General features: G+C 70.7%; 10 protein-coding genes and 1 pseudogene. 8 read left to right on the forward strand and 3 right to left on the reverse strand.

The features are described 5' to 3' along the window. Nucleotides 1-105 precede the first annotated feature (105 nt). The 6 genes from GQQ95_RS09960 to GQQ95_RS09985 all read left to right on the forward strand — a co-directional run bounded on the left by GQQ95_RS09960 (nucleotide 106) and on the right by GQQ95_RS09985 (nucleotide 15,525). Nucleotides 106-561, forward strand: a complete 456-nt coding sequence (locus GQQ95_RS09960; protein ID WP_157427519.1) for an FAD synthase family protein — start codon at nucleotides 106-108, stop codon at nucleotides 559-561. Between the two features lie 72 nt (nucleotides 562-633). Then, nucleotides 634-1,347: a hypothetical protein gene (locus tag GQQ95_RS09965; RefSeq protein WP_157427520.1), complete on the forward strand. Its 714-nt coding sequence runs from the start codon at nucleotides 634-636 to the stop codon at nucleotides 1,345-1,347. A 133-nt stretch (nucleotides 1,348-1,480) separates the two neighbouring features. Next, nucleotides 1,481-4,741, forward strand: a complete 3,261-nt coding sequence (locus tag GQQ95_RS09970; RefSeq protein ID WP_157427521.1) for a LamG-like jellyroll fold domain-containing protein — start codon at nucleotides 1,481-1,483, stop codon at nucleotides 4,739-4,741. Between the two features lie 125 nt (nucleotides 4,742-4,866). Continuing rightward, on the forward strand, nucleotides 4,867-9,963 hold the full coding sequence (locus GQQ95_RS09975) for a PKD domain-containing protein (protein ID WP_157427522.1): 5,097 nt from the start codon (nucleotides 4,867-4,869) through the stop codon (nucleotides 9,961-9,963). Between the two features lie 221 nt (nucleotides 9,964-10,184). Beyond that, complete coding sequence (locus GQQ95_RS09980; protein WP_157427523.1) at nucleotides 10,185-14,132, forward strand: LamG-like jellyroll fold domain-containing protein; 3,948 nt, start codon at nucleotides 10,185-10,187, stop codon at nucleotides 14,130-14,132. A gap of 7 nt (nucleotides 14,133-14,139) precedes the next feature. Then, nucleotides 14,140-15,525 carry an MATE family efflux transporter gene (locus GQQ95_RS09985; RefSeq protein WP_157427524.1) on the forward strand — a complete coding sequence of 462 codons (1,386 nt, stop codon included), beginning with the start codon at nucleotides 14,140-14,142 and terminating at the stop codon, nucleotides 15,523-15,525. Here the strand turns inward: GQQ95_RS09985 and GQQ95_RS09990 are convergent. Continuing rightward, on the reverse strand, nucleotides 15,522-17,357 hold the full coding sequence (locus tag GQQ95_RS09990) for a right-handed parallel beta-helix repeat-containing protein (protein ID WP_157427525.1): 1,836 nt from the start codon (nucleotides 17,355-17,357) through the stop codon (nucleotides 15,522-15,524). The two genes, GQQ95_RS09985 and GQQ95_RS09990, sit on opposite strands and share 4 nt — an antisense overlap. A 167-nt stretch (nucleotides 17,358-17,524) precedes the next feature. Between GQQ95_RS09990 and GQQ95_RS09995 the strand changes: the two genes are divergently transcribed. Both GQQ95_RS09995 and GQQ95_RS10000 read left to right on the forward strand, forming a co-directional pair. After that, nucleotides 17,525-18,976: a hypothetical protein gene (locus tag GQQ95_RS09995; RefSeq protein ID WP_157427526.1), complete on the forward strand. Its 1,452-nt coding sequence runs from the start codon at nucleotides 17,525-17,527 to the stop codon at nucleotides 18,974-18,976. Beyond that, entirely contained in the window at nucleotides 18,976-20,235 is a 1,260-nt protein-coding gene (locus GQQ95_RS10000; RefSeq protein ID WP_157427527.1) for an O-antigen ligase family protein, read from the forward strand. Before GQQ95_RS09995 ends, GQQ95_RS10000 begins: the two co-directional genes overlap by 1 nt. A 31-nt stretch (nucleotides 20,236-20,266) precedes the next feature. Here GQQ95_RS10000 and GQQ95_RS10005 read toward each other — a convergent pair whose 3' ends face one another. Beyond that, nucleotides 20,267-21,481 (reverse strand): CDP-glycerol glycerophosphotransferase family protein, encoded by a 1,215-nt coding sequence (locus tag GQQ95_RS10005; RefSeq protein ID WP_170297036.1) that lies wholly within the window; start codon nucleotides 21,479-21,481, stop codon nucleotides 20,267-20,269. 309 nt (nucleotides 21,482-21,790) lie between these two features. Further along, nucleotides 21,791-22,741, reverse strand: a pseudogene (pip, locus tag GQQ95_RS10010) (prolyl aminopeptidase); the annotation flags it as partial. Nucleotides 22,742-22,757 lie beyond the last annotated feature (16 nt).

Genomic DNA, 22,757 nt, shown 5'->3' on the forward strand with positions numbered 1-22,757 from the left:
TTGGGGATGCCCGGGCTGATCGCCGAGGCCTAGAGTCGAGCCACTCGAAACACCCTGATGGCCCCGCCTCGACGGAGCCGTACCCGAATCCAGGAGCTACGTCGAATGTCTCATCGCATCGGCTATGCCGCCGGCGCGTTCGATCTGTTCCACGTCGGCCACCTCAACATCCTCAAGCACGCCAAGGATCGCTGCGATCACCTGATCGCCGGGGTCGTGAGCGACGAACTGCTCGAGATGCGCAAGGGGCGCGCGCCCGTCGTGCCGCTGGCCGAGCGCATCGAGATCGTCCAGCACATCGACTACGTCGACGAGGTCCACGCCGAGGTCCTCGCGGACAAGCTCGACACCTGGCGCGAGCTGCGCTTCACCCAGTTCTTCAAGGGCGACGACTGGCGCGGCACCGAGGCCGGGCTGCGACTCGAACGCGAGTTCACCGCCGTCGGAGTCGAGGTGGTCTACTTCCCGTACACCGTTCACACGTCGAGTACGACCCTCCGCCTGGCGCTCGATGCACTCACCCCCCGGAATCCGATCGCGATCGGCGATCGGATCGAGTGATCGGCGCCGGGCGGCGGGTCTCCCCGCAACCCGGGACGTGTTCCGCCCACCCTACTGATGAGAGAACCCGACATGGCGAACGACCACGAGCCGCCCCCGACGGCCGACCTCGATCAGACCGAGGACCTGCCGGATCCTGCGCGGGCGGGCGGAGGCTGGCGGACCGCCGCGATCGTCGGCGCCATCATCGTCGCGATCATCGCCGCGCTCGTCGTCGGGCTCTCGCTCACGGGCGGTGCGCCGCCATCCGCGCTGCCGAGTTCCGGGCCGTCGGCAGCGGCATCCGACACGACCCCGTCGAGCAGCGCGCCGGACGAGGCCGTACCGACCGAGGCCGCGCCGCCGGTCGAGCCCACACCCGACATGACCCCCGTCGACCAACCGCCGGCAGCCGAACCCGTCCCGATCAGCGATCCGGCGGAGATCGCACCGGCGCTGACCGCGAGGATCTCCGCGATCGAGGCCGTCGACGGTGAGGCGCAGGGCCCGGGCGAGGTCGCGGCGCCATCGATCCGCGTGACCGTGGAGATCGACAACGCGACGACGGAGGCGGCCGCCCTCGACACGGCGGTCGTCACCGCCTACTACGGATCGGATTCGACGCCGGCGGCGGAACTCCGCGAACCCGGTGGGAGGGCGTTCCCCGCCAGCGTCGCTGCGGGCGAGTCGGCCGATGCGGTGTACGTCTTCTCCGTTCCGCCGGACGAGCGTGACGCCGTGACGATCCTCGTCGACTACTCGCTCGACGTCGCGCCGCTCCAGTTCCATGGAGAGGTTCCGCGCTGACGCGGGAGGCCGTGGGTTCGTCGCAGTCGCAGCGGTGGCGTGTTTACAGTCACCCCCGCCGAGACTAGAATCCGAGGCATCCTCAGAACCCTGCACACGAGGACCACCCGGTCGGCAGGAAACGAGGTCCCCCATGCGTCTCAGGTTCCCGACTGCGGCGGCAGCCACGGCATGGGTCGCGGCGACCCTCGTGCTGGCCTCCATGCTCGTCGCCGCACCGGCACAGGCCGACACGGCCCCTGAGCCCGGCCTGCCGGCGACGGTCTCCTCCGACTCGCTGCCGACCGCGCAGATCAACGGCGTCGTCTGGGACCAGGCCATCGTCGGCGACACGGTCTTCGTCGGCGGCAACTTCACCGCGGCCCGACCGGCGGGCTCGCCGCCGGGATCCAACACCGTTGCGCGAACCCACCTGCTCTCGTACCGGCTCAGCACCGGGCAGCTGCTGTCGTGGGCCCCGAACCTGAACGGCCAGGTCCGGGCGATGGACACCTCGCCCGATGGGAGCCGCCTCTACGTCGTCGGCGCGTTCACCACGGTGAACGGCGGGTCCAGGAGCCGGATCGCGGCCTTCGACACGGCGAGCGGCAGCCTCATCACCGACTTCAACGCCTCGGCGAACGGCGAGCTGTTCGCGGTCGGCGCGTCGGCGTCGACCGTGTACTTCGCCGGCAACCTCAGTTCGGCGGGCGGCCTCTCGCGGCCGGGCAGGGCTGCGGCCGCGACCGCGACCACGGGTGCGACGACCGGATGGGCCCCGGTCCTCGCCGACGGACGCGCCTATGCCCTCGAGGTCTCGCCGGATGCCTCGAAGGTCGTCCTGGGTGGGAGCTTCCTGACCGCGAACGGCAGTTCCAACCCGGGCTTCGGGCTCGTGGGCGTGAACACGACGACCGGGGCGAGCATCCCGACGCCGGCCAACAACATCATCCGCAATGCCGGCAACTCCGCGGCCATCTACGGCATGAGCTCTGACGCCGACAGCGTCTACGGATCGGGCTACGTGCTGCTCTCCTCGAGCGGCACCGGCAACACCGAGGGGACCTTCCGGATCGACTGGGCGACCCTGAACCTGATCTGGATGGCGGATTGCCGCGGCGACCAGTACGGCTCGGCCGCGCAGGGCGACGTGGTGTACATCGCCGGCCATCCGCACCAGTGCGAGTGGGTCGGCGACTTCCCGGAGCACGATCCGCAGTCCTTCCAGCGTGCGCTCGCGTTCACGAAGGCGCCCTTCAGCGTCGTGCGCGAGAACATCAACTACGGCAAGCCCTCGACGAGGCCGCTCGCGTTCTACCCCGACATGAACCTCGGCAACTTCACCGGCCAGTACCAGGGCCCGTGGACCGTGCAGGCGAACGCGCAGTACGTGGCCTACGCGGGCGAATTCACGCAGGTGAACGGCATCGGCCAACAGGGCCTCTCCCGATTCGCGGTGAGTTCGATCGCCCCGGATGCCGATGGCCCCCGGGCGAGCGGCGGCGGCTGGCCGCTGAGCGCCGTGCCGATCGCATCGGGCGCCGTGCGCGTGAGCTGGCCCGCCAACCACGACCGCGACAACGAGCGCCTCGTTTACCAGGTCGTCCGGAACGGCAGCACGATCGCGACGATCCCCGGCCGATCCCGGTTCTGGGACCGCCCGACCATGACCTACGTGGACACCGGGCTGTCGCCTGGCGCCCCCGCCTCGTACCGCGTGAACGCGACGGATCCGTTCGGCAACGTCGCCTGGTCCCAGACGGCCTCGACCAGCGCCGGCTCGAGCGGTTCGCTGAGCGACTACGCACGCGCCGTCTTCGCCGACAGCCCCACCTGGTACTTCCGGATGGGCGACCCCACCGGATCGACGCTGGCCAACGCGGCCGGCCCGACGGCCGCCGTGACGCGCACGCTCGGCGCGACGGCGCAGGTCGACGCCGCGTCCGGCTCCGGCGTCACCGAGGGCGTCCCCGGGGCAGTCCCGGGGGACTCGAATACCGCGGCCCGCTTCAACGGCACGGCGAACGGCAGGGCGGCGACCGCGATCGAGATGTGGCCGGACGACTCGATGAGCGTCGAGGCCTGGTTCAAGACCACCGTCAGCAGCGGCAAGATCCTGGGGCAGGGCGACAACGGATCGGCCACGGGAACCTCCTCGTCGCACAACCGCTCGCTCTACCTCAACGGCGGCAGGGTCTCGTGGACCGTGTTCGACACCCAGAACCGGACCCTGCAGAGCGGCACCGGCTACAACGACGGCGCCTGGCATCACGCGGTCGCGACCCTCGGCCCCGACGGCATGCGGCTGTACGTCGACGGGCAGCAGGTCTCCACGTTCGCGCCGACGAACTACGGGCGCAACTTCTACGGCTATTGGAAGATCGGTGGGGACGCCACCCCGGGCGGCAACCAGAACTTCACCGGCGACCTCGACGAGCTGGCGATCTACAAGACCGTCCTGCCCGCGTCGCGAGTGGCCGCGCACTGGCAGGCGCGATCCGGGGGCGGAGGTCCGGGTCCGAACCAACCGCCGTCGGCCTCGTTCTCGACCTCGGTCGACGGGATGGCCGTCGGCGTCGACGCGAACGGCTCCTCCGACGCCGACGGCGGGATCACGAGCCGCCACTGGGACTTCGGCGACGGGACGACCGGCTCCGGCATCCTCGCCTCGCGGACCTATGCCGTGCCCGGCACGTACACGATCACGCTGACCGTCACGGACGACGACGGTGCGCAGGCCTCCACGTCCCGCCAGGTCGCCGTCGATGACGGCACCGATCCCCCCGTCGGCCCCGTCGGCCTCGACGACTTCTCGAGGACCCTCTCGAACGGATGGGGCGCGGCGACGACCGGCGGCACGTGGGCGGTCAACGACGCCCCCGGCTTCCTGGTCGGCAGCGGGGTCGGGGCGACCGTCTTCCAGCCCGGGCTCACCCGGCGCGCGACCCTGCCCATCACGCCGTCCGCCTCGATGGACGTGAGCGTCACCCTCTCCATCGAGAAGACCGCCGCGGGCGGCGCCGCTGCGGCCGGCGCGGTCGTGCGGCAGGTCGGCTCGGCGTTCTACCAGGGCCGCATCCGCTTCCTCACCAACGGAACCTGCCAACTGCAGCTCAACGAGGGCTCCGGCACGGTGCTGGCCAATCTCGACCCCGTGGCCGGACTGTCCTGCGCGGCGGGCCAGCGGATCCGGCTGCGGGTCCAGGCGACCGGCACCTCCCCGACGACGCTCCGGGTGCGGGCGTGGCAGGCGGGCTCGCCCGAGCCGGCCTCATGGCAGCTCACGGCCACGTCGACGTCCGGCCCGCTGCAGGCCGCCGGCATCGTGGGCGTCGAGGGATACGTCTCCGGCGCGACCACGAATGCGCCGAACTCGATCCTGTTCGACGACTTCGCGGCGAGCATCCTGCCCTGAAACACGGCCTCGGCCCTGAACTGACCCCTGAATGGGGCGAGGCGGCGAACGCATCCCGGGCGTACATTGACGCCTTAACCGGGGAGGGCTTCCCGATCCTCCCCGATCACCCGAATGAGGACACGATGGGTACTCCCGAACCCGCGTCGCGCCTGCGCCTGCTTGCGAGCGCTGCGATCTTCGCCCTGTTCGCCTCCGGAATCTCCGTGACGGCGTTCGCTGCTCCTGCCGCCGCCGACACGGCGCCGGCGGAGACGACGGTCCCGACGACCGTCTCATCCGATCCACTGGCGGCACCGCAGATCAACGGCGTCGTCTGGGACCAGGAGATCGTCGGAGACACGGTCTACGTCGCCGGCGACTTCACGAAGGCACGCCCGGCCGGCGTGGCGCTCGGCGTCAGCGAGGTCGATCGGACCCACCTGCTCGCGTACGACATCACCACGGGCGCGCTCCTGCCGTGGGCGCCGACGGTGAACGCGCAGGTCCGTGTCCTGGCCTCGTCGCCCGACGGCACCCGCCTCTATGCCGGCGGGGACTTCACCCTCGTCAACGGCGAGACGCACAACCGGATCGTCGCGTTCGACACGGCGAGCGGCAGCGTCGCGACGGCGTTCGACGTCGGAGCGAACAACCGCGTCTACGCGATGGACGCCACGGATACCACGGTGTACTTCAGCGGCCACTTCACATCGGCGAGCAGCAATGCCCGACCCGGGTTCGCCGCGGCGGCCTCGGCAGCGAACGGCACCGTGCTGCCCTGGGCGCCCGTGCTCGAGAACGGCCGCGCCTACGCGGTGAAGGTCTCCCCCGACGGCTCCAAGGTCGTCATCGGCGGCGACTTCACGTCGGCGAACGGATCGAACGACCCCGGGTACGGGCTCGTCGCGGTCGATTCCTCGACCGGCGCATCCATCGTCCCCTGGAGCGTGAACAGCACGGTCCGCAACGGCGGCCTCGAGGCCGCGATCTACAGCCTCGCGTCCGACGGCACCAGCCTCTACGGCACCGGGTACGTCTTCGGTGCCGGCGGCAACCTCGAGGGCACCTTCCGCGCCAGCTGGGACACCGGCCAGGTGGAGTGGGTCGCCGACTGCCACGGCGACACGTACTCCGCCGCCCCCGTCGGCGGCACCGTCTACGTCGCCGGCCACGCCCACTACTGCGGCAACATCGGCGGGTTCCCCCAGACCGATCCCTGGAACTTCCAGCGCGCGCTCGCGTTCAGCACCGCCGTCGCGGGCAAGAACACCGCCGACCCGTACGGGTACGCCAGCTGGGACGGCACGCCGGCCCCGGCCGAGCTCAACTGGTACCCGGGCATGGATGCCGGCACCTACACCGGCCAGGGCCAGGGCCCCTGGAGCGTCGACGCCGACACGCGCTACGTCGTCTACGGCGGAGAGTTCCGGAACATCAACAACAAGCCGTTCCAGGGGCTCGTGCGGTTCGCGGTGCGATCGGGAGCACCGAACCTCGACGGCCCCCGCCTGACCGGCGACGCCTTCGCACCCAAACTCGCCTCGCCGGCGCCCGGCGTCGTCACCGCCAGCTGGCTCGCGAACTGGGATCGGGACAACGAGACGCTGACGTACCAGGTCATCCGCGACGGCAAGACGCTCACGCCCGCGTACACGACCCAGCAGAAGTCGCGATTCTACGATCAGCCGACGATGTCCTTCGTCGACAGCGGCCTCACGCCCGGGCAGGCGTACACCTACCGGCTCCGCGCGATCGATGCGCTCGGCAACAGCGCCTGGGGCTCGACCCTCTCGATCACGGCCGCGTCCACAGGCACGCACAGCGCGTACACGAGCGCGGTGATGGCCGATCAGCCGACGTACTACTGGCGTCTCGGCGAGGCGGCGGGCGCGACCAGCGTCTCCGACAGCGTCGGACGATCGACCGCCACCAGAGGCTCGGGTGTGACGTTCGACCAGGCGGGCGCGATCCTCGGCGACCCGAACTCTGCCGCCAGATTCAGCGGCACCAGCTCGGGTCGTGCGATCTCGCAGGAGAAGGTGTGGCGCGACGACTCCTTCGCCGTGGAGGCGTGGTTCAAGACCTCGTCGACGACCGGCGGCAAGATCGTCGGCTTCGGCTCGTCCGCGAGCGGCGACTCCTCGAAGTACGACCGCCACATCTACATGAACACCGCGGGCCGAGTCCTCTTCGGCGTCATCCCGCAAGCGGGCTCCCAGCAGATCCTGCAGACGGCCAAGACCTACAACGACGACCAGTGGCACCACGTCGTCGGCAGCATGGGCCCCGACGGCATGCAGCTCCACCTCGACGGCCGGCGCGTCGGCCAGAACACGAGTTCCACCACCGGCGGCGCGTACTGGGGCCACTGGCGCATGGGCGGTGACAGCACCTGGTCCGGCGGCAAGAACTTCAACGGCACCATCGACGAGGTGGCCGTCTACCCGCAACCGCTGACCTCGGCCCGCGTCCTCCAGCACTTCACCGATTCGGGCCGCACGCCGGCCGCGGTTCCGGCCTCCCCGGCAGATGCCTACGGCGCCGCGGTGTACGCCGCCGACCCGCTGATCTTCTGGCGGCTCGGTGAGGCGTCGGGCGCGACGGCGAACGATGCCGGCATCCAGGGCATGAACGGCGCCATGGTGGGCACCTACACGCGTGGATCCACCGGCGCCCTCGTCGGCGTCGCGGACACCGCGACGAGGTTCACGGCGGGGTTCGCTGCGGCTGCCACCCAACTGGCGAGCACGAACGTCTACTCGACCGAGGCCTGGTTCAAGACGGGTACGAACCGCGGTGGCAGGATCACGGGCTTCGGCAACAGCCGGACCGGACTCTCGAGCAGCTACGACCGCCACGTCTACATGCAGAACGACGGCAGGCTCGTCTTCGGCGTCCGCACGAACGCCCTCTCGACCACGACCCTCACGACGGCGCAGTCATTCAACGACGACCGGTGGCATCATGTCGTCGCGACGCAATCATCGAGCGGCATGCGGCTCTACGTCGACGGCGAGCTCTCGGGCGGCAACACGCAGGCCTCGGCCCAGTCCTACAACGGATACTGGCGTGCCGGAGGCGACCGGACCTGGGGGTCGACCAGCTCCTACCTCGACGGCGACATCGACGAGTTCGCGGTCTACGCCCAGGCCATGACCGCCGAGACCGTGCTCCGGCACTACCAGTCGGGCATGGACATCGTCCCGAATGTCGTTCCGACCGCCGCCTTCACGCTCGCGACCACCGATCGGACGGTGACGTTCGACGCCGGCACCTCATCCGACGGGGACGGCGTGATCGCCTCCTACGCCTGGGACTTCGGCGACGGGCTGACGGGCGAGGGGGCGAATCCGACCCACGAGTACGCCGCCGGCGGTTCCTACGCGGTCACCCTGACCGTGACCGACGACGACGGCGCCACCGCGACGGCCACGCGCTCGGTGATCACCGTCGACCCGAACGTCCCGCCGACCGCCCGATTCACGGCGAACGTGAACTTCCAGACCGTGGGCTTCGACGCCTCGACGTCGAGCGACTCCGATGGCGTGATCACCGAGTACGCCTGGGACTTCGGCGACGGCAGGACCGCGACGGGGCCCACCGCCTCGCACCTGTACGGCGCGGCCGGCACCTACGACGTGACGCTGACGATCACGGACAACCGCGGCGGGAGCACGACCGAGGCAGCCGCGGTGACCGCGGTCGCGTCACCGGTGTCCATCGAACTCGCCGCCGACGAGTTCGAGCGCACGAGCACCAGCGGCTGGGGCACGGCCTCCGTCGGCGGCGCGTGGACGGTCTCCAGCGCACCGAACTCGACCGTCTCGGGCGGCAAGGCGCTCCTCCTGCACTCCGCGAACTCGACACGTCGGGCCACGCTCGACAGCGTGACGGGCAACGACCTGACGATCACCGGCGACTTCGCGGTCGACAAGGCCGTCGTCGGCGGCAGCGCCTATGCCGGGTTGAACGTTCGCCAGGTCGGCAGCGAGTTCTACCAGGCCAGGTTGAGGTTCCAGGCCGGCGGAGTCCTCGCGGTGCAGTTCATGCAGGGCGACTCGACGCTCATCGCCAACGCCACGCTCCCGCTGACCTACACGCCAGGCCAGGCGGTCAGCCTGAAGGTGCGTGCGAGCGGCACCTCGCCGACCACGCTGCAGGCCAAGGCCTGGACGGCCGGCACGACCGAGCCCACCGGGTGGTCGCTCACGGCCACGTCGACGTCGGCCGGGCTCCAGGCCGCCGGAAAGGTGGGCGTCGTGAGCTACCTGTCGAGTGCCGTCACGAGCGTTCCGCTCACGGTGTCGCTCGATCACTACCGCGTCGCGACCGGCGACGGCCAGGTGCCGCCGCCCAACGTCGCTCCGACGGCGGCGTTCTCCGGAACCGTCGACCACCTGACCGCCCAGTTCGACGCGCACGGGTCATCCGACTCCGACGGCACCATCGCCGCGTACGCCTGGGACTTCGGCGACGGGCAGACCGGCTCCGGCGTGACGGCGTCGCACACGTACGCCGGACCGGGGGACTTCCTCGTCAAGCTCACCGTGACGGACGACGACGGGGCGACGGCGACGTCGACCTCGACCGTGACGCCGACGATCCCGGAGCCCGTGCGGTACGCGTCGGACGACTTCTCGCGCACCGTCGCCAGCGGCTGGGGCGCGTCGACGGTCGGCGGCGCCTGGCAGTCGAGCGTGAACTCGAGCTACAACGTCGCGGACGGACGGGGCGTGTTCGTGCACGCCACGGCCGGAACCACCCGTCGCGCCCTGCTCCCGGGCGTCAGCCAGACCGGATCGGTGACCCAGGTCGCCGTGACGGTCGACAAGGACGTCGTGGCCGGGCAGACCGTCGCGGGCATCGTCGGGCGACAGGTCGGGGCGGACTTCTACCAGGGCCGCATCCGCCTCCAGCCCGGCGGATCGGTCTCGCTGCAGCTCATGCGCGGGTCATCCGTCATCCTCTCGAACACCACCATCAGCGGACTCGCCTTCGCTGCAGGCGACACGCTGCTCATCAAGGTGAGCGTCACCGGCACGAACCCGACCACGATCGCCGGCAGGATCTGGAAGGCCGGCACCCCGGAACCGCTCAGCTGGCAGGCGACGACGACGGATGCCACCGCCGCGATGCAGGCGGCCGGCAGCATCGGGCTCGAGAGCTACATCTCGGGCACGGCGACCAATATCCCGATCACGGTCCGCTTCGACGACTTCCTCAGCCTCGAGGCCCAGTGACGCTCGGGTGACCCGAACCCCGAAGCGCGGCCGCGCATCCTCCTCGGAGCGCGGCCGCGGCCCCCTCACGCCATCTCGCCGCTCGCCCGGCGACATAGTCCCCGGTCAATAGCGGTTTCCGCCCCCCGGAATGGGGCAGGTCGATGGGCCCGGATCGGCGTAAGTTTGCGCAGCACAAGGGCGTGCGAACGCCCATTACCCGATGATCGAATGAGGACACGATGGGTGCACCCGAGCCCGCGTCGTCGCGACTGCGCTTCTTCTCGAGCGCCGTGATCGCCGCAGTTATCGCCTCCGGGCTGACCGTTGCGGCGTTCGCCGCTCCAGCCGCCGCGGATACGTCTCCACCGGAGGCCGCCGTCCCGGCGACGGTCTCCAGCGACCCGCTCCCCGCGCCGCAGATCAACGGCGTCGTCTGGGACCAGGAGATCGTCGGAAACACGGTCTACGTCGCCGGCAACTTCACCAAGGCACGCCCTGCCGGCTCGGCCGCGGGCGTCAACGAGGTGAACCGCAGCCACCTCCTCGCGTTCGACATCACGACCGGCGTCCTCCTCCCCTGGGCGCCGACCGTGAACGCGCAGGTCCGTGCCATCGCAGCCTCCCCCGACGGCAAGCGGCTCTACGCCGGTGGCGAGTTCACCCAGGTGAACGGCGCCACCCGCAACCGCATCGTCGCCTTCGACACGGCGAGCGGCAACGTCGCGACGGCCTTCAGCGTCAGCGCGAACAACCGCGTCTGGGCTCTCGACGCGACGAACACCACGGTCTACCTCAGCGGACACTTCAGCTCGGTGAACAGCACCGCCCGGCCGGGCTTCTCGGCCGCCGTGGCCGCGTCGAACGGCGCGATCCAGCCGTGGGCGCCGGTCCTCACCGGCGGTCGCGCCTGGGACCTCGTCGTCTCGCCCGACGCCTCGAAGGTCGTCATCGGCGGTGACTTCACGAGCGCGAACGGCACGAACAACCCGGGATACGGGCTCATCGGCGTCAACTCGTCCTCCGGCGCCACGATCGTCCCCTGGAACGCGAACGCGTCCGTCCGCAACGCGGGCACGGAGGCGGCGATCGTCAGCCTCGAATCCGACGGCGACAGCTTCTACGGGTCCGGATACCACTTCGGCGGGGGCGGCAACCTCGAGGGCACCTTCCGCGGCAGCTGGGCCACCGGCGAGATCGACTGGGTCGCCGACTGCCACGGCGACACGTACTCCGTCGCCCCGGTCGGCGACACGATCTACACGGCCGGGCACGCGCACTACTGCGGCAACATGGGCGGGTATCCGCAGACGGAACCGTGGACGTTCTATCGCGGCATCGCGTACTCCAAGGGCGCGACCGGCACCAACCTGCCCGACCCCTACGGGTACCCCGACCACGCCGGAGCACCGGCTCCCTCGCTGCTCAACTGGTTCCCGACCATCAACCTGGGCACGTTCACGGGCCAGTACCAGGGCCCTTGGGATGTCGCGGCGGACAGCCGCTACGCCGTCTACGGCGGTGAGTTCACGATGGTGAACAACAAGGCGTTCCAGGGCATCGTGAGGTTCGCGGCGCGTTCGACGGCGCCGAACCTCGACGGCCCCCGCCTCACCGGCGACAACTTCGTCCCGAAGCTCGCCTCGCCGGCCGCAGGCGTCATCACGGCCAGCTGGCCCGCGAACTACGACCGCGACAACGAACGGCTCACCTACCAGGTGATCCGCGACGGCAGGACGGCGACCCCGGTCCACGTCACGACCCAGGACTCCCGCTTCTACGACCGTCCGACGATGACCTTCGTGGACACCGGGCTGACTCCCGGCCAGACGTACACCTACCGGCTGCGGGCCATCGACCCGCTCGGCAACAGCGGCTGGGGATCGACGCTCTCGTTCACCGCGTCCAACGCGGGTGCGCTGAGCTCCTACGCCCGCACGGTGATCGACGACGAGCCCACGTACTACTGGCGCTTCGGCGACCCGGCGGGAACGACGAGCGCCACCGACGGCGTCGGTCGTTCGAACGCCGTGAACGGAACCGGGGTGACCTACGGCCAGCCCGGTGCGATCCTCGGCGACCAGAACACGTCGGCGGGCTTCAACGGCACGGACGACGGCCGGGCGATCTCGCAGGAGCAGGTGTGGCGTGACAACTCGTTCGCCGCGGAAGCCTGGTTCAAGACGACCTCGACGTCGGGCGGGAAGATCGTCGGATACGGGTCGAACCCGTCCGGCAATTCCAACAGCTACGACCGCCATGTCTACATGACCCCGCAGGGCAAGGTCACGTTCGGCGTGTATCCCAACGGCGTGCAGACCCTGCAGTCGCCGAAGAGCTACAACGACGGCGAATGGCACCACGTGGTCGGCTCGATGGGCGCCGAGGGCATGCAGTTGTTCGTCGACGGCCGCCGGGTCGGGCAGAACCCCGACGTGAAGTGGGGCCAGCAGTACTGGGGCTACTGGCGAGTCGGAGGCGACAACACCTGGGAGGGCGACCGCAACTTCAACGGAGCGATCGACGAGGTCGCGGTCTATCCCGCACCGCTGACGACCGAGCAGGTGCTCGAGCACTACACGGCCTCGGGCCGCGATCCTGGCGCGCTCCCATCCGCCCCGGCGGACGCGTACGGTGCCGCCGTCTTCGCAGCGGACCCCCTGGTGTACTTCCGCCTCGGTGAATCCGGTGGAGCGGTCGCGAAGGACGCGAGCGCCCAGGCCGCCGACGGCAGCTACGTCGGATCCACGTCGCCCGGCTCGGCCGGCGCACTCGTCGGCGTCGGCGACACGGCGGTCCGGTTCCACGAGGGCTTCGCCGTCACCCCGGCACCCGTCTCCGGTTCCAACAACTACTCGACGGAAGCGTGGTTCAAGACGGCCACGACCCAGGGCGGGAAGATCACCGGCTTCGGCAACAGCAACTCCGGGCTGTCGAACAACTACGACCGGCACGTCTACATGCAGGACGACGGACGGCTCGTCTTCGGCACCTGGACCGGGTTCACGAACACCATCACGACGGACCAGCCGTACAACGACGATGCGTGGCACCAGGTCGTGGCGACCCAATCGTCATCGGTCGGCATGCGGCTGTACGTCGACGGCGTGCTCGTCGGGACCAACGGCCAGACGCAGGCGCAGGCCTACGACGGCTACTGGCGGGCCGGCGGTGACGTCACGTGGGGCTCGTCCAGCCCGTGGTTCGACGGCGTGATCGACGAGTTCGCGGTCTACCCGACCGCGCTCAGCGCCGAGACCGTCCAGTCGCACTACTCACTGGGCTCGACCATCGTGCCGAACGAACCGCCGACGGCGCTCTTCACGAGCACGGTCGACCTCCTCGACGCCGAATTCGACGCCGAGGGGTCCACGGACCCGGACGGCACGATCGAACAGTACGAGTGGGACTTCGGTGACGGCGAGACCGGCACCGGCGTCACGGCCGCGCACAGCTACGCGGAGGCGGGCGACTACGACGTCACGCTCGAGGTGACCGACGACGAAGGGGCTACGGCGACGTTCACCGCGACCGTGACCGCGACGGCTCCGCCGGTCGGCCCCGTGACCCTGGCGTCGGACGACTTCGCGCGGTCGGTGCCGGCAGGCTGGGGCACGGCGACGACGGGCGGTGCCTGGCAGTCGACGGTCAACGCGAACTACTCGGTCGCCGACGGACGCGGCGTGTTCCTGCACGCGGCGGCGGGTACGACTCGTCGCGCCCTGCTCACCGGCGTCAGCGCCACTCGGACGGAGACCCAGGTCGCCGTGACGGTGGACAAGAACGTCGCCGTCGGGCAGGTCGTCGCGGGAGTCGTCGGCCGGCAGGTCGGGACGGACTTCTACCAGGGCCGCATCCGCCTCCAGCCCGGCGGATCGGTGGGCCTCCAGCTCGTCCGCGGGTCATCCGTGATCCTGTCGAATATCACCGTCGGCGGACTCGCCTTCGCGGCCGGCGACACGCTGATCATCAAGGTCGGCGTCACCGGCACGGGCCCGACCACGATCGCCGGCAAGATCTGGAAGGCCGGCACCCCCGAGCCGGCGTCCTGGCAGGCGACGACGACGGATGCCACGGCTGCGATGCAGGCCGCCGGCAGCGTCGGACTCGAGAGCTACATCTCGAGCTCGGCGACCAATATCCCGATCACGGTCCGCTTCGACGATTTCGTCAGCGTCGAGGCCCAGTGACGTTCCGATGACCGGGACCCCGGACCGCGGCCGCGCATATACCCGAACGCGCGGTCGCGGTCCGTCCATCGTCGCCGGCGACGGCGCGACATCCGACGGGTCGGCCGGACCGGCTCGGCGCCCGTCCCGGCGCGGGGCGATGGGCGCGGTCGCCTCCCAGGGCATGCAGGCACTCGCGAGCTTCACGCTCCAGGTGATCGTCGCGCGGACGTTGGGCTTCGACGGCCTCGGTGCCTTCGCGATCCTCTACGGGACCATGCAGATCGTCTCGGCGATCACCGGCGGCTTCGTCGGCGACGCGTACACCGTGCTCGACCGTCACGAGCGTCGCATCCGCTCGGCGCTCGAGCAGTTCGCCATCGCGATCCCCGTGGTCGTGTCGCTGGCTGGCGCGGGCGTCTTCCTCGCGATCGGCCTGACGGACGTTCCGGAGACGATCGCCGTCTTCCTCGCGATGAGCCTGTTCTCGCTCGAGGAGCTCGTGCGACGGATGCTCATGACCTCCATGGTGTTCTGGCGCGTGGTGCTGGTGGATGCGGTGGCCTTCGGCGTCGCCCTGATGGTCGTGGCCGGCGTCTGGTGGTGGTCGACTCCGAGCCTGCTGGGGTTCGTCGCGGCCGTGGCCGCCGGGCAGTTGGTCGGCGGCGTCGTGGGTGTCCTGCTCCTCCCCGCGGGAGAACGCGGAGTGGTCCCGTTCATGCTCGGCGGCCACGGGGCCGTCTTCGCCTACGGATTCTGGCGTGCGTGCCAGCAGGCCCTGCGCCCCGCCATGCTGACGGCGATCCGCGTCATGGTGACACTCGTCGCCTCCCTCGCAGCCGTCGGGATGATCGAGGCCGCGCGCGTGTACGTCGCGCCCGTGACACTCGTGGTCAGCGGGCTCGGTTCATTCCTCTTCGTCCACTTCGCCCACGATCGCGATTCGACGCTGTTCGGCAAGCTCCGAAGCGCCGATCGGGCGGTGCTCGCCCTCGTCGCCCTCATCACCGTGGCCGGCACCGTGATGCTGCTGCTGCTGCCATGGCTCGGCCCGCTGTTGTTCGGCGAGCCGCTCGACGTCGCCGCCGTGCTGGGCTGGATCGCGTTCTCGACCTCGATCGCGGCGGTCGCGCCCTACGGGGCGCTGGCCTCGGTGGCGGGGCGGCAGAGCTCGGTCTTCGCGATCCGGGCTGCGGATACCGGGCTCGCAGTGATCCTGGCCAGTGCGCTGCTGCTGGCCGGCGGCGAGCCCGCGTACGTGCCCGCCGTGATCGCGGTCGCGCCCATCCTCGGCGGGATCGTGGTCCGCAACCTCCTGCTGGTGCCCTTGGCGCGCCGCGAACGGCTCGAGCGCCTCGAAGGTCGCGGAACCCTCGATCCGGACCAGCCGGCCGGCGCCCAGCGCGAAGGCTAGCGCAGAAGACCGCCGAAGGCCGCCGTCGCCCAGTCCGGCCACGCGAACGTCGTGGGGATCGCCGAGGTCGACGGCGCCGCTCCGGCAGTGGCCGAGCCGACCACCTCGACGCCGGACGCCTCGAGCCCGGTCTCCTCCTGGAAGGCCGCCAGCGTCTCGTGACCGGCGGGCCCCCACCCGGGGTCGACCTGCCACTTCACCACGACACGAGGCGCGTCCGGACCCGCACGGACGTAGAGGTTGCCCTCCGCGACGATTCGCAGTCCCTCCGCGTCGGAGTGCCCCGAGTAGTCCTCCGCCCAGAGCAGGGCCTCCGGCCCGCCGCCGACGAGCGTGTTCCCGACGATCTCGACATCGGTGCCGACCCAGGTCATCGTGGGATCGGGCTGGGGGAAGCGCCGGTCGAGGCCTCTCGCGCCCGAGGCATCCGCCCGACGCTCATCCTGCAGCACGGCGACTCCCCACCCGTTGCCGAGCAGCAGGTTGTGGCGCAGGATGACATCGCTCGTGTCGTTCACCTTGACGCCGTACCGCACATTGCGGGCCATGACGTTGCGCACCACGACCGCCCGTGCGGAGATCTCGAGGAACAGGCCGTGGCCGGCGTTGCGGTCGAAGCGGCTGTCGGCGACGCCGATCGTGTAGCAGGACTGGTCGAACCAGAGCCCCGTCGCATTGTTGCCGGTGAACTCGGATGACAGGATGCGCACGTCCCGCGACCTGGTGAGCTTCATCCCGCCCGCGACCGGGGCACGGTTGAACGACTCGGTGTTGTTCCCGAGCACGGCGACCCGGTCGACGACCAGCCCATCGGCGAAGTTGGCGGAGATCCCGATCATGCCGTTGCGCTCGACCGTCAGGTTGCGCAGGTTCGCATCCGCGGCGCCGACGAAGACTCCCGTGGTCGCCGACTCCACGACTGTGACGTTCTCGAGCGTGATGCCGGGCCGCTCGAGGGTGACCGAGCCCATGTCCGGCACCGAGGTCGCGTACCGTCTGATGCCGATGCCGCGGACCGTGACCCCATCCGACCGCAGCTGGAGCGCGCGCGGGAGCACGCTCGCGCGGACGTCGGAACCGGTCGGGTCCGATCCGACGACGAGCGTCTGCGACTCGAGGTCCACCGCGAACTCGCCCTCGCCGACGCGGGCCGCGTCCGCGACCTGCTCGAGCGGGACGTCGTCGATCCAGATCTGATCGGGATGCGCCGCCATCGGATGGTCGTGGTCGACGAAGGTCCAGCCCTCCTCCGGATCCTCGGGAGCGCCGCGTTCGAACGTCGGACTCGAGTCGAGCGCCACCGTCCAGTCGTCGTGCCGCCACCGGGAACCGTCGGCGACCCAGCCCTCGACGACGACGCTGCCGTCGAGCCAGACCTCGTCACCCGGGTACGCCTGGAGCGTCAGGCCGCGCGTGGCCGTCACCTCGACGCTCTCGTGGTACTCACCGCCCCTGATCACGATCGTGGCCCCGTCGACCGCGGCCTCGACCGCGGCCCGGATCGTCTGGAAGACCTCCTGGGAGGACTCGCCCGCGCGGGCTCCACCATCGACGAAGAGCGCGTCGGCGGGGACCGGGTAGTCGGCGCTCCCGGGCGTCGACGATCCGGCGGCCGGGTCGAGGTCGACGAGCCCGTCGGGCGCACCGGCGGACTGCCCTTCGGGAATCGGCGGAAGCGCGGTCGCCCCGGATCCACCTCCGCCTCCGCCGACGATCCCGACGGTCGCGACCACGACGCCCGCGACGAGGACGAGGCCGAGGACCGCGCCCACGACGACCCGACGCCTCGCGCGCCGCTCGCGTGGCGGAGGCGACGGCGCAGGCGGGTCCATCGATGAACTCCTCGGGTGTTCGCGCGGGGCGGGAGAGCCCCCTCGGTACAGGTTCGATTCTCCCGCTCACGCGGATGCCCCGCCATCCCCGGGACGGGGGACGAGCCGCCCAGACCGCGCGCTGGTAGATTCAGTGCACTCGCACGCCGTGCCTATGGAAGGTCCGCATGACTGCTCCCGGCTACCTTCAGGTGTTCCAGCAGCGCTGGGGTGTGATCGTCACCTCGGTGGTGGCGTGCGTGGGCCTGGCCGCGCTGGCCACCGCGGTCATCCCGCCGACGTACACCGCGAAGGCGACGCTCTTCCTGTCGGTGCAGTCGCCGGTCGCCTCGCTGGCCGAACTCTCGCAGTTCAGCCTCGCGCGTGTCGGCTCCTATCCCGACCTCGTGTACAGCGAAGACGTCCTCGAGCACGCGGCGGCGGAACTCGGCACGGATGCCTCGGCCGGCAAGCTCGCGTCGCTCGTGAGCGCGTCCAATCCGACCGGCACCGTGCTCATCGAGGTGATGGCCGAGGGTCCCACCGGTGCGGATGCCGCCGGCCTCGCGAACGCCGCGGCGGCGGGCCTCGCCGAGGAGGTCTCCGAGATCGAGAATTCGCCGGGTTCGACCTACACGGTCGAGCTCGACGTCCGCATCCCCGCGCAGGCGCCGGGGTCGCCGAGCGCACCGCAGCGCACCGTCATCCTCGGGCTCGGCCTCGTCTCGGGTCTCGCACTCGGTGCTGTCCTCGCGCTGACCCTCGCGCAGCTCGACACGCGCCTCCGCACGGCTGCCGATGTCCGGCGGGTCTCCGGACTGCCGGTGTTCGGCCAGTTCCGTCGTGGACGACGTCGCGTCGGCGGGGATTCGCCGTCACTCGACCCAGAGGCCGACGGCTACATCGAGGCCGCGCTGAACATCAGGCAGGCCAACGGCGGCGTCGTCCCGAGCTTCGTCGTGCTCGCGCCGACCTCGCCGACGGCTGCCCCGTCGCAGACCAGGCTGGGGTTGGCCCGGGCATACGCGGAGACGGGCCGCGACGCGCTCCTCGTCGAGACCACTTCCGAGCCGGGCTCCGCGGTCCCCGCGATCGCCGACCTCGCCGAGCGCCCCGGCCTCGGCGAACTCATCGCCTCCGGCTCGACCGAGTTGTCCGGCTCGGTCCGCCCGATCGACGTGTCGCCAGGTGCCGGCGAGGTCTGGGCACTGCCCCGCGGCCTCGAGGTGCCATCCGAACTCGTCACCGAGCGATGGTTCCCGATCCTCGCAGAGGCCATGGTCGCCGACACCGACGTGGTGATCCTGCAGGCGTCGACCCTGACCCGACCGCTCGACCTCCACACGGTCGTCTCCCTCGCCGATGTCGTCGTCGTTGTGGCCAGGTACGGGTCGACCAGGGAGGCAGAGCTGGCGCGGATCGTGACCGACCTCAGGCTCGAGGGCGTGCGACCCATCGGCGTGGTGTTCGTGGACGTGCCCCAGCGCCATCACACGGACCTCGCGGCGGGCTGGCGTTCCGAGGACTTCGCCGCCGGCCCGGGTCGGCCTCCCGAGGCGGGGCCGGTTCCCTCGACCTCGCCGGCCGCACGGCCGAAGCCGCCCGAGCCCGCCGACGGGAAATCGCCCGGTCGGACCTGATGCCCGCCCCCGTCCGCTCCCCGTTCAGCCGGCGGCAGGCCGCGTTCTTCTCTGTGTGGCTGCTCCTGGTGGTGAGCGTGGTGTCGTGGCGGCCGGGCGTGCTGTTCACGGGCGGGGTCGACCCCGTCGTCATCGCGAAGGCGGCCGTCGGGCTCACCGCCGTCATCGGCGCGGTGATCGTGACGCGGACGGTCCGACGCCACGGCCGGGTCGGCGCGCGCTCGCTCGTCCTCCTGCTCATCGTCGTCGCGGTCTCGAGCGTCGGCGCCATCGCCGCGGGCGATGCGACCTCGTCGCTCGTCCTGAGTGCGCGGATCGTCCTGGTCACGGCGACCGTGGTGGTGCTCGTGGCGTCGGGACCGCCGATGCTCGCCCTCACGACACTGCTCGGCGCACTCGGTGCCGTCGCACTCGTCGCGGCGGTGACCGGCATCCCCGAGCTCCTCAGCGAAGGCCGACTCGGCGGGGGCATCCCGGACATGCAGCCGAACGAGGTGGCCGGCCTCGCGGCGCCGGCGGCCGTCGCCCTCGTCGTCGATCTCGGACGACGCGGGCTCCGGGTCGGGAACACCGTCCTCTTCGCCGTGTTCGCCGGGATCCTCTTCGCGACCGGTTCGCGGACGACCCTCGTCGTGGTCGGCATCGCGGTCGTCCTCGCCCTGGTCATCGCATGGCCGATCCCTCGCTCGACAACGGCCGGCATCCTCGTGCTCGTGCCGATCGCCTACGTCCTGCTCACCTTCACCGACGTCGTCGAGCAGTTCGCGGTCCGGGGCCAGAGCGCAGCGGAGCTCGCCAGCCTGAGCTCGAGGACCATCGCCTGGACGGCGGTGCTCGAGGTTCCGTTCGAGACCTGGGCGAAGTGGATCGGCGTGGGGCTCGCCGTCAAGACCGTCACGGTCAACCAGCGCTGGTGGGACTCCCAGGTCCTGGACAGCAGTTGGGTGTCGGTGCTCGCGCAGGCGGGCGTCATCGGCATGGCCCTCGTCGGGCTGTGGGTGGTGGCGACCACGCTCGACAGCCTTCGGTCGGACCGGATGCTGCGCAGCCTGACGCTTCCGCTGCTGGTGCTCATCGTCGGCCGCAGCATCCTCGAGAACGGCCTCATCGAATCCAGCGCGATCTTCGCGCTGTTCCTCACGATCTCGCTCGTCCTGGAACCGGGCTCGGAATACCCGCGTCCTCCGCGTGAGACGGCCTACGGCCTGCTCCGGGAGCCCGAACCGTGGAGGGCGGGCGACGGACGCCCGCGCCCATGACGCCCCCGCGAGACCACTCGAGTTCCGTGCGTCAGGCCTCCGACACCGCCCGCGCCAGGATCGGCTCGGCGAACACGCCGCGCGCCTGCAGCTCGTCGAAGATGCGGTGAGCGACGGCCGGCCCGGTCACGTGGCCGACCTCAGCCGCGACCTCGCGACGACGCGGCCTCGAGGCGACGCCTCCGGACCGGACGTCCTCCGCGAACGACCGGACGTCCGCCTCGTCGAGGAGCTTCGGGCCCGGCAGCCACTCGAGCGCGTCCGGCGGGTCGAATCCCCTCCCTGCGGCGTACCCCGCTTCGTCGGGCACGACGAACGCGATCGGGCGGTCGAGTACGAGGTAGTCGATCCACACGCTCGAGTAGTCGGTGAGGAGGCCGGCGGCCGCGCCGATGAGTTCGTAGAGCTGCACCCCCGCCGCCCTGAGATCCTCGTTCGTCACGACGATCGCCCCGGCGATCGCCCGGCTCTCGGCGTCCTGCGGGTGCGGCTTCACGACCACCGGGAGGCCGTACTCCCGCTCGAGGAGGGCGACGCAGCCCGCCATGACCGCATTGACGTCGATCGGTCCTCCGTCCGCGACATCCGACCACGATGCCGTGAGCCCGCGTCCCTTGTTGTTGCGGAAGGTGGGCATCCACAGCACGAACGGGGTGGTCGGGTCGATGCCGAGGCGTCCGAGCGGGGCCGTCGCGGAGCGGCTGAACTGGTCGATCCGCGGGTTGCCGGTGAAGAGGAGGCCGCCCTCGGGGAGTCGGCACTCGCGCGCGCGGGCGAGCCCGAACTTGCGGGTGCTCGCCACGAGGTAATCGGACCAGATCGTCGGCCGGCCCCGCTCGTCGCTCATGATGTGGCCCTTGAACCCGCCACCGTGCCAGAGGTTGACCATCGTCTTCCGCTTGACCGTGCGCGGGTTCCCGAAGAGTCCGTGCGTGAACATCGACACCTCGGCCGTGGCGAATCGCCACAGCCCGCCGAAGGACCGATGCCGCACGATCTCGACCCGTCCGTCCGGGTCGGCACCGGACGCGGCCAGCACGGCGCGAGCCTCGTCGACCTCCGGCACGAGCCAGTCGATCCTGCCGGGGTAGCGCTGGGCGGCCGCGCGCAGGATCTCGATGGCGTTTCCCTCATCGACCGGGTAGCCGTTCACGACGAGGTGCTGACGCTTCGGCGCCGCCGCGAGGATCGCTCGCACGACGATGCGCTGCACCCGCCGCGCCGCACGCGAGATCCGGGTGTTCACGCGGACCGACGCTGCCGGCCTGAGGACCTGACGTCGACGGGCACTTCGCCACCTCCTCGTCCCGGCCGCTGGGCCGAATGCTGACATGCTTCCACACCCGGCCCCGCAGCGGCGCCCCCTCGTTCAGGAGTCGTGGACGCCGCGTGGATCCGCTTCGTCGTCGACGTCGTCCGCGGCATCCTCGCCCCGCGGGCCGGCAGCCGTGGCCTCGGCCTCGGCCTCATCGTCCGCGCCGACATCGTCGTCTTCGTCAGCCTCGTCGTCAGCCTCGTCGACGTCGTCGACGTCGTCCACCGAGTACCGCGGACCCGCGAATCGATCGGTGGCCTCGATGAGCGCGTCGAGGATGCCCGGCTCGTCGAACGCGTGGCCCGCGTCGCTGATGATCCGGAGCTCGGCCTCCGGCAGTGCGCGGTGCAGGTCCCAGGCGGTCATCACGGGCGTGCACATGTCGTAGCGGCCCTGCACGATGACCGTCGGGATCCCGGCGAGGCGGTGCGCGTCACGGATGAGCTGGCCCTCGTCCCACCATCCGCCGTGCCGGAAGTAGTGGTTCTCGATGCGCGCGAACGCGGTCGCGTACTCGGGTGAGACGAACTTCGCGATCGTCTCGATCTGCGGCAGCAGCGTAATCGTGGTGCCCTCCCAGCGCGACCAGGCGATGGCCGCCGACTGATGGACCTCGGGGTTCGGGTCGCTCAACAGGCGGCCGTACGCCTCGATGAGATGCGTGCGCTCGAGCACCGGCACGGGCGCCAGGAAGTCCTCCCACAGGTCCGGGAAGATCGCCGAGGCGCCGCCCTCGTAGAACCAGTCGAGCTCCTGTCGGCGCAACGTGAAGATGCCCCGCAGCACGAGTTCGGTCACGCGCTCCGGATGCGTCTCGGCGTAGGCCAGGGCCAGGGCGCTCCCCCAGGAGCCGCCGAACACCTGCCAGCGATCGACGCCGAGGTGCTCCCGGAGTCGTTCCATGTCGGCGACGAGGTGCCAGGTCGTGTTCGCTGAGAGGTCGGCGTCCGGTTCGCTCGCGTGCGGGATCGAGAGGCCGCAGCCGCGCTGGTCGAAGAGCACGATCCGGTAGAGCGCGGGATCGAAGAGCCGACGGTGCGCGGGGCTGGTCCCGCCGCCAGGTCCGCCGTGCAGGAAGACCACCGGCTTGCCCTCCCGGTTGCCCGAGATCTCCCAGTAGATGTGCTGTCCGTCCCCCACGTCGAGCATGCCCGTCTCGAGCGGCTCGATCTCCGGATACAGGTCTCTCATGACCCAACGTTACCCA

It is taken from the genome of Agromyces salentinus (assembly GCF_009749395.1).
GTDB lineage: Bacteria > Actinomycetota > Actinomycetes > Actinomycetales > Microbacteriaceae > Agromyces > Agromyces salentinus.

Coding starts and splice junctions, on each gene's coding strand:
- GQQ95_RS09980 (WP_157427523.1), top strand. CDS start 10,185: ATGGGTGCACCCGAGCCCGCGTCGTCGCGACTGCGCTTCTTCTCGAGC.
- GQQ95_RS09975 (WP_157427522.1), top strand. CDS start 4,867: ATGGGTACTCCCGAACCCGCGTCGCGCCTGCGCCTGCTTGCGAGCGCT.
- GQQ95_RS09995 (WP_157427526.1), top strand. CDS start 17,525: ATGACTGCTCCCGGCTACCTTCAGGTGTTCCAGCAGCGCTGGGGTGTG.
- GQQ95_RS09990 (WP_157427525.1), bottom strand. CDS start 17,357: ATGGACCCGCCTGCGCCGTCGCCTCCGCCACGCGAGCGGCGCGCGAGG.
- GQQ95_RS10000 (WP_157427527.1), top strand. CDS start 18,976: ATGCCCGCCCCCGTCCGCTCCCCGTTCAGCCGGCGGCAGGCCGCGTTC.
- GQQ95_RS09965 (WP_157427520.1), top strand. CDS start 634: ATGGCGAACGACCACGAGCCGCCCCCGACGGCCGACCTCGATCAGACC.
- GQQ95_RS09985 (WP_157427524.1), top strand. CDS start 14,140: ATGACCGGGACCCCGGACCGCGGCCGCGCATATACCCGAACGCGCGGT.
- GQQ95_RS09970 (WP_157427521.1), top strand. CDS start 1,481: ATGCGTCTCAGGTTCCCGACTGCGGCGGCAGCCACGGCATGGGTCGCG.
- GQQ95_RS09960 (WP_157427519.1), top strand. CDS start 106: ATGTCTCATCGCATCGGCTATGCCGCCGGCGCGTTCGATCTGTTCCAC.